Below are 8,193 nucleotides of genomic sequence, written 5' to 3'. Positions count from 1 at the left end.
TACCCTGAATTGTGTAAGTTGGTGCTTTACCATTAGATACATCTGCACCACCACCAAAATATTGTGATGTATTTTGACTTACACTTGCAACGTCCCGATTAACCTGCTCCAACTGCGCAAAATTCACTGCATCATCAGGTTCTTCCCCAGCTGCCACTCCTGTAATCTGCTTATTGCCAGCATCAATACCATCCACAGTTATTTTAGCCCCATCAGCAAACAAAATGCCATCATCACTGATAGAGCTTCTCCCAGCGGTAACTCGTTCCACTGTAATATTATTAGCTAGATCAAATGTTACATTATTGTTTTCCTCACCTTTTGTAATCTTAAGGTTGTCGCTTGCAGCCGACAAATCTACAGTATCTTGTACACCAACAGCTTTAGCATTTTTACCTCCAACAGATAGTGTCCAACCTTGGTCTACGTATTTTTGTAATGATTTTAACTGTGCAACATTAACGGCATCAGTGTCGCCACTACCAGCTGCCACTCCTACAATCTGGCGCGTTTTTTTTGATTTAGCATCACCAACACTCACTGCACCTAGCGTACTCGCCCATATCATGTCGTCAGAATCTGAAGGGCCTTTAGTTAAAGAATTATACCCGATAGCGCCAGCAGCAACATCAGCCACAGACTCGCTCCCAAGAGCAACACCCTTATGCTCAGTCGCTCTTGCATCTGAACCAATCGCTATCGAAAGATCTGTTTGAGCTTGAGCACCATAACCTATAGCAATTGCTTTTTGTCCACCTGCAAGTGATTTGTTACCGAATGCAATACTATCAACGCCTTTTGCTTTTGCACGCCCACCAATAGCAATCGTATTGCTTGCTACTGCTTCAGACGCAACCCCTATAGCAATACTTGCTTGTCCACCTGCAAGTGCAGCAATACCAAAAGCTTGTGATCCCCCAAACTTTGCAGTTGCAGCCGCTCCAAATGCTGTTGAATAATGCCCCGTTGCGGAAGATCCACACCCAGTTGCAAAAGAATACACACCATAAGCTTCAGGCAGAACATTTGAAAGACCACCGGTTGCTTTTCCCATATATCCCCCCTTACCGGTCAGACCATCATCAACCCAATTAAGCTGAACCTTCGCCCAGTTAAAAGGACGCTTGCCATTAATCTCTTTATTCATAGAAACTCTTTCATATAGTTCCTCTGCAGTGATTTGGTTATTAGTACCTTGATTGCTTCCACCACGATCAACAACATTAAACACACCACAGTAATCCTTATCGCCAGCTAATACAATACTGCCATGGCTAGCGTATTGATAAGACACGCTAGGACCACTTGTACTTTGAACTTTATCACTTGTTATCGCAAGATTTGCAGCAACCACAGGAGAAACACTCGACAAGAGCGCCGCTATAACTGTTCCCAATGAAACAGCTTTAATCAAATTTGGTGTTGAATATTTTTTCATAATACCCCCTCATAACAATAGATTAAAAACACAAAAAAGGTGTGTTCTAGAGCTTTCTTATTTCCCTTGCGTGTTCCTGCTTTTACAGCGCGTTTTAGTACATAAATAAAATTAAGACGTAAGCTGTTGTTTCTGCAACGCCTTTAGAGGGTAACTAGGGGTAGGTTCGTGAAAGTCAATTTGAGGAAGGTAAAAAAATACTTAATATTAGAATGGATTTCATTTTTCTATCAAAGGTTGTGTATCGTTTTTAGCTTTGATCTCTTTGAAAAAGGTATAATTTTTGTGCCTATTGATCATCCGCTTAGGCATCAGTTTATTTTTCGTGAGTAAGATCTTTTATTTCATTAGAGGATTTATGAAAGCTTTTTACTAAAATGCCCCATCTATATCCTTACTCATGGTAATGTGTCTCGTTGCTGTATCCTATTTTACAAAAATACTCACTGCTACTTGTTCTTTTATTCCCTTCAGTTGTGAAAAATTCACTGCATCAGTATTGCTAGTTCCTTCTGCAACATTTGTTACTTTTTTACTTGCCGCATTAATATTACCGGTGGTTATTTGCGGGACATCAGTAATTACTAAGCCTGTTGCATCGACTTTTCTTTTCTCTCCTAATGTTATGCTTTTCAATGCTATATCATTAGCCAAACCAAATATGAGCTTATTTTCATCGTCCTTATCTCTTTTAACCCTGAAGTTACTTCCTCCAGATGAAAAATTTATTGTACTATCTAGCACCCATATCTTTAGCTGCCTCACCAGAAATAGACAGTTTCCAACCTTTTTTTCTTACGACTTCTTCTAAATCCTGCAACTGTCTAAGGTTCACTGCATCGGCAGGTTTGCTACCAGCTGCTACACCTATAATTTGTCGCGTTATGTTTTTACTAGGAACACCAATACTTACTGCAAATTTCGTACTTTTCCATTGAAATTCAGTGTTTTTAGCCGGTCCTTTCAGAAGAGACGTATACCCAAAAACGCCATCAGCCCTACCGGACACAGAGTTGTTCTCAATAGCCCCCATCAACCGTCACTTTAGAATAAGAACCTAAAGCGATACTTCCAACCCCATTTGCTTTTGAATAGAAGCCCATAGAAATAGCTTCTTGAGCAAATGCATATAGCACGGAATGACCAAGTGAAATCGAACCATATTCTAAAGCTTTAGAAATAGCTCCCACTACTGTTGAATAATCACTCTTCGCAAGTTGTATAATCATTTTCCCCGTATTCGCTCTTCTTATTATATTCACTACCTATTGCGATACTGCTTTTCTCTAAAGCGTAAGCCATATTGCCTACAGAAACGCTTCATTCTTTTTCCGTTTGCGCTCCACTACCCTAAAGCAATACTTGTGTTTGGAGTACGTTGCATATCTGTAGATCGTTGCATTATAAAGCATACGTTTAAAACTATACGAAAATAAAAGCTAAAACTGTCTTCTTTTAATAAAGGGTATATTCGTATTTACATTTCTTGAAGCATTTTAATAAATCAAAATAATAGCAATCAATTTTTTAAATCTTTACCATTAAGGTCTTTTATTCTCAAAAAAAGTTGTCATAGGCTTTTTATATTCGGATTTTATATAATTACGGGTGTTTTATACATTTAGAATAGCTTTAGAGAACTCTGGAAGAAAGTAAAAAATTTGCCCTTTTCTTCAATTAAGAAAAAGGCAAATCAATTTTATGGATTTAGTCGTTTATTAGTTGAGTATCACATTAACCCCTGTACTTATACCCCAGTGACCTCCAGAAGTGGTAATTGACAAGTTGGAACCAATATAACCGTTCTCTGAAGTATAACCTGCACCAAAAGCAAAAGCAGATTGACTACGCCATAAACCACTACCAAATGCGATTGTTAATTTTCCAGGAATATCACTATAGCGTAAACCAGCTACTGCTAAACCAACAGCTGCTGCTTGTCTTGCCTCTTTTCGAACATCCTCAACAGCATAACTTAATGTCGAAAACTTCATATCCGTATACGAATTAGCCTCACTAACTCCATCTTTTACAAGATGAGAAACTTGCTCATCCGTATACTTATTGGCATTTTCAAGCACAAAATCCATCTTATCTTTTAATTGACCGCCATTAATCGCTTCTTTCGAATCCTTTTCAATCTTTCCATCGGCTACATTGGCTATTAATACTGGAGAACTTTCATCTCCACCAACTAATGTAACTTTATTGGTCTTTTTGCCCGTTTTTTTATCTTTATCGTATTGTACAGATCCCTCCGTAACTTTATTTTCAATATCCTTGACCTGATCTGTAATCATTTGCTGAGTTTCCCAAAGCTGTCCTCCATTCACAGCTTCTTTTGAATCTCTGTCTACCTTGCCATCCTCTACATTGATAATCTTACTTGGACTCTTAACACCCTGAGCATCAACATGAGATGCATCATAGCTTCCTTTTTCTTCATTCCAATTCAGACTATTCGAAGAGGTACCTTTTTCAACTTCTTTTATACGATCGTTGATAGTGCTCATGCTGTCATTAACAACATCAAATGCTTCAGAGACATTATTACGCTCCTCTTTATCACCTTTCGTACCATCCTTATTAAAGACCTGAACGGTGAATTTTGGTCCTTGCCAGTTTCCTTCCTTATCATAACCAGCTCCTCCACCAAAATATGAGGCAAATGTCTGTTGAAGAGTATAAATCTGACCACCATTAATCGCATCAGTCGAATCTTCTGATATCTTTCCTTTCGCAAGGAACGTGATCTTGCTGTTTTCCTTTTTACCTTCTTCCTCATGCTGTGCTACAAACGCACCTGCATCATCACTCCACAACAACGCATTTTGCTCAATGTTGTCTGAAATCTCATTATGAAGATTCTTGAAAACCTTATTTACACCGGCAAACGCGGCTGCAATGCTATCATAATCCTCCTCTACAAAGCTTCCATCTTCTTGGAAAGTCATTATCTTGAAACCTGGAAGGACCCAGCCATCACCATCATACTTAGCATCACCACCAAAATACTTTGCTAGCGACTGATTCAGATCATAAATCTGTCCACCATTAACCGCATCACTCGAGCCTGATACTATAGAGCCAGCCGCAAGTGATGTGATCTTGCTTGCTTTTCTGTCTTCACCTTTCCCATGCAGAGCGACAAAAGCTTTGTCACCATCGCTCCAAGATAAAGAATCTTGTGCAACTCCCTCTGAGACCTCCTTAATGCGAGCGTTCACATTCTTGATATTGTCATCAAGCCCTTTAAAGGCAGAACCAACATCGGTATGCGGTTTATCTGTTACAACACCTTTTTCATCAATATTCGATAATTTATACTCTGGTACTTTAAAGTTTTTGCCATCAAAGGATACATCTCCACCTAAAATTTTTGATAAATCCTCAGTGATTGCATGAAGCTGATCGCCATTAATCGCATCACTCGAAGCTGATATTATAGAACCAGCGGCAAGTGATGTGATCTTGCTGTTTTCCTTTTCTCCATCTTTTTCCCCATGCTTGGCTACAAAGGATTGTTCTTTACCATCCCACAACAGAGCATCGCCTTGGACAGATTCTTTGATATTCGTGACTTTGTCATTAAAATCATTAACGATGTTCTGCACATTCTTATTCACACTCTGGAAATTCTTATCAATTCCGTCAAAGGCTTCCGCTACATTATTGTAGGTTTTTTCTTCAACTTCAATTTCATTGCTCTCTAAGTTGAAAACTTTGAGTTTGAAGGTTGGTTTGTTCAATACGCCATTCTCATACGTAGCATCGCCGCCAAAATATTCTGCAACTTTGTTGCCCAGTGCATAAAGCTGGGAACCTGTTATAGTTTCGTGCGAATCTTTCTCTACCTTACCATCAGCGACATTAACAATCTTGCTCGCACCCTTCTCACCATGAGCAGCATTGTAGGCACCACCATCACCTACACTGCCATCCCAATTTAAACTATTCGAAGAGAGGTCATTTTCAAATTCCTTTATACGAGCATTCACATTCTTGATATTATCATCAAGTCCTTTAAAGGCAGAACCAACATCGGTATGAGATTTATCTGTTACTTCACCTTTTTTATCAATATTCGATAATTTATACCCTGGTACTTTAAAGTTTTTTCCATCAAAGGATACATCTCCTCCTAAAATTTTTGATAAATCCCCAGTGATTGTATGAAGCTGACCACCATTAACGGCATCTGTCGAATTTGAGCTAAGATCTCCACCCGCAAGACCTGTTATTTTTTTACCTGCAGCATCAATACCATCCGCTATTACTTTGGGGCCATTTTCAATCGTTAAGCCCGTTTTATCTAAAGTGACGTCTTTTAATTTTACACTGTTCAATGTGACATCTTGTGCCAAATCAAATGTTATTTTTTTGTCTTTACTGTCTGTTGTATCACTATTTTTAATCTCAAAGTTTTTGCTTCCAGAAACCAAATTTAATATATCACCCGGCTGAAAGTTTGAAACAGCCTTATCATTAAGAGAAAGTGTCCACCCTTGTGCTACAAATTCCCTTAATTTTTTCAGCTGCGCAATGTTGACGGCATCAGTGTCTGCATAACCCGCTGCCACACCTGTAAGCTGTCGTGTTATCTTATTCGGAGTATCACCAATACTAAAAGCTCCTTGAGTGCTCTTCCATATCACACCATCATCCGTTGACTGGCTCCCTATGGAAGGATCATAGCCAACTGTGGACACTGAGTTACGAGAAACAGATTTATAACCCACAGCAACACCACCCTCAGGAAGTACTTGTACATTTGATCCTAATGCCATACTATTTTTAGCTGTTGCAGCTGAAAGTCCACCTAATGCAATACTATTTTCACCAGATGCATTTGCAAAACCACCTAATGCGATACTATTTTCACCAGATACATTTGCAGAACCACCTAATGCAATACCATTATCGGCAGTTGCACTTGAAAGCTTACCTATAGCAATACTTTCTTGCCCACCTTTTCCCTCACTGGCAGCAATTGTAATGCTCTCCGTTTCGGCATGCCATTTAAAAACACTATCATCGGCAGCTTTTTTAATCTCATTGTGAAGATTTACATAAGACTTACCCACACCTTCAAAGGCTTTGGCTACATTTGGAAAACTTTCTTCTTCAATCTCATTCGTCTCAGGATTTAAAGTTTTAATTTTGAACTCTGGATTATCCCATTGACCATTCGTAAATTTAACACCACCGCCTAAATATCCAGCTATATGGGTAGCTACAACATTCAACTGACTACCATTTACCGCCTCTTGTGAATCTGCACTAAGATCACCAGATGTAACACCCGTTACCTTTTTATTTCCAGCATCAATACCACCGGTGGTTATTTTCGGACCATCAGTAATTACTAAGCCCGTAGCATCGAAGGTATTTTTACCTGCCTTTACGCTCTCCAGTGCAATGTCTTGAGCCAGATCAAACTTTACTTTATTGTCCTCTTTGCCCTTTGTAATATTTAGGTTGCTACTTCCAGCGGAAAAATCTACCGCGCTATCCATAAGAACAGTTGTAGCATTTTTATCTCCAACAGAGAATTTCCAACCGTTTTGTCTTACAACTTGTTCTAAGTCCTGCAACTGTCTAAGGTTCACTGCATCGGTAACATTAGAACCAGCTGCTACGCCTGTAATTTGTCTGGTTATACCCTTACTATAATCACCAACACTAACTGAGCCCCGCGTACTTTTCCATTGCGCCTCAACGTTTGTTGCAGGCCCCTGCAACAAAGAAGTGTAGCCAAGCTCACCAGCAGCCCTATCGGATATAGAATCGCTTCCTAGAGCAACACCTGCCGCAACCGTCACATTAGAGCTAGCGCCTATAGCAATTCCCTGCAGCGCCTGCTCCTGTGCATATGCATTGTACCCCATAGCAATCGCTTCATTTGCATAACTATGTGCTTTACTACCGAAGGCTATTGAAAAATCACCTAATGAAACTGTTCTCTCTTTTTCATCATAACTATCGGTTAGAGAAGAGCCGATTGCAATGCTATTTTTAGTATCTCTACTCCTACCGGCTAAAGCAGTTAAGCCGATTGCAATCCCTTGGTCAGCCTTCGTCTGCGCTACCTGCCCGTAAACAATAGCATCATGAGCTTCTCCCTGAGCTCGTTCACCATGGACAAGAGGATTACCCAAATTCCCATCCCTAGTCATTTGACCGCCCGTTACAACTCTTGGAGTTAAAGCTGCTCTTGTTATTTTTTTACTTCCAGCATTCATATCAATTGAACGTATTGAATCGCTGGCTTCTGCCAAAACATTCACTATAGGACTATAATCGCTCACACCAGTAAGAGTTTTGGTTAAAAAATTTGCATAGTCATCAGCAGCACTTACCTTGGATGTCAAAGAAACATTCAGCGCTGTTAAATAATTTTCCTGTGATGCACTAGAAGAATCCAAATCACTGTTATAGCTATCATAAACAGAGACAATACTTTGTGGATATATCTCAGCAGTGTTCCTTATGTTTGCAGAAATCTCTTCTCCTGAATCAAGATCATTCGAAAAAACAGGGGAAATACTGGCTAAAAGTGCAGCTATTGAAGTCAAGGATAGGACTTTAATAAAAGGAAAACGGGAAAATTTTAAATTGCTCCCTGCTAATTTTGTATATAATTTTTTCATAATGAACTCCCCAATGAAAGAAATAACTATAAACACAAAAAAGACACATTTAAACGCTATAAAGTTTCCTAAATTTGGTTTTTCTAAGCGTATTCAAAAATTTAG

The 8,193-nt window shown here is 39.2% G+C and carries 4 protein-coding genes and 1 pseudogene; all 5 read right to left on the bottom strand.

Annotation, left to right across the window (positions count from 1 at the left end; translation table 11 throughout):
* Window positions 1-1,438 (bottom strand): annotated as a pseudogene (locus ACFINY_RS02160) (hypothetical protein); the annotation flags it as partial.
* Window positions 1,439-1,864: 426 nt separating this feature from the next.
* Window positions 1,865-2,182, bottom strand: coding sequence for a hypothetical protein (locus ACFINY_RS02155; protein ID WP_375620819.1), 318 nt, complete (start codon window positions 2,180-2,182; stop codon window positions 1,865-1,867).
* Window positions 2,172-2,471, bottom strand: a complete 300-nt coding sequence (locus tag ACFINY_RS02150) for a hypothetical protein (protein WP_375649243.1) — start codon at window positions 2,469-2,471, stop codon at window positions 2,172-2,174. Before ACFINY_RS02150 ends, ACFINY_RS02155 begins: the two co-directional genes overlap by 11 nt.
* A complete protein-coding gene (locus ACFINY_RS02145) occupies window positions 2,458-2,667 on the bottom strand; it encodes a hypothetical protein (protein WP_375649240.1) in 210 nt (69 codons plus the stop codon). Before ACFINY_RS02145 ends, ACFINY_RS02150 begins: the two co-directional genes overlap by 14 nt.
* Before the next feature lie 489 nt (window positions 2,668-3,156).
* Window positions 3,157-8,088: a YadA-like family protein gene (locus ACFINY_RS02140; protein WP_375700787.1), complete on the bottom strand. Its 4,932-nt coding sequence runs from the start codon at window positions 8,086-8,088 to the stop codon at window positions 3,157-3,159.
* Between the last annotated feature and the right edge of the window lie 105 nt (window positions 8,089-8,193).

This window comes from Bartonella sp. AA23NXGY (assembly GCF_042197165.1).
GTDB lineage: Bacteria > Pseudomonadota > Alphaproteobacteria > Rhizobiales > Rhizobiaceae > Bartonella.
Note: the sequence above shows the minus strand (reverse complement) of the source record. Positions and strands in the feature narration are given on the sequence as shown.

Excerpts from the sequence above, each read along its gene's own strand:
- ACFINY_RS02150 (WP_375649243.1), bottom strand. The coding sequence starts at position 2,471 with ATGGGGGCTATTGAGAACAACTCTGTGTCCGGTAGGGCTGATGGCGTT.
- ACFINY_RS02145 (WP_375649240.1), bottom strand. The coding sequence starts at position 2,667 with ATGATTATACAACTTGCGAAGAGTGATTATTCAACAGTAGTGGGAGCT.
- ACFINY_RS02140 (WP_375700787.1), bottom strand. The coding sequence starts at position 8,088 with ATGAAAAAATTATATACAAAATTAGCAGGGAGCAATTTAAAATTTTCC.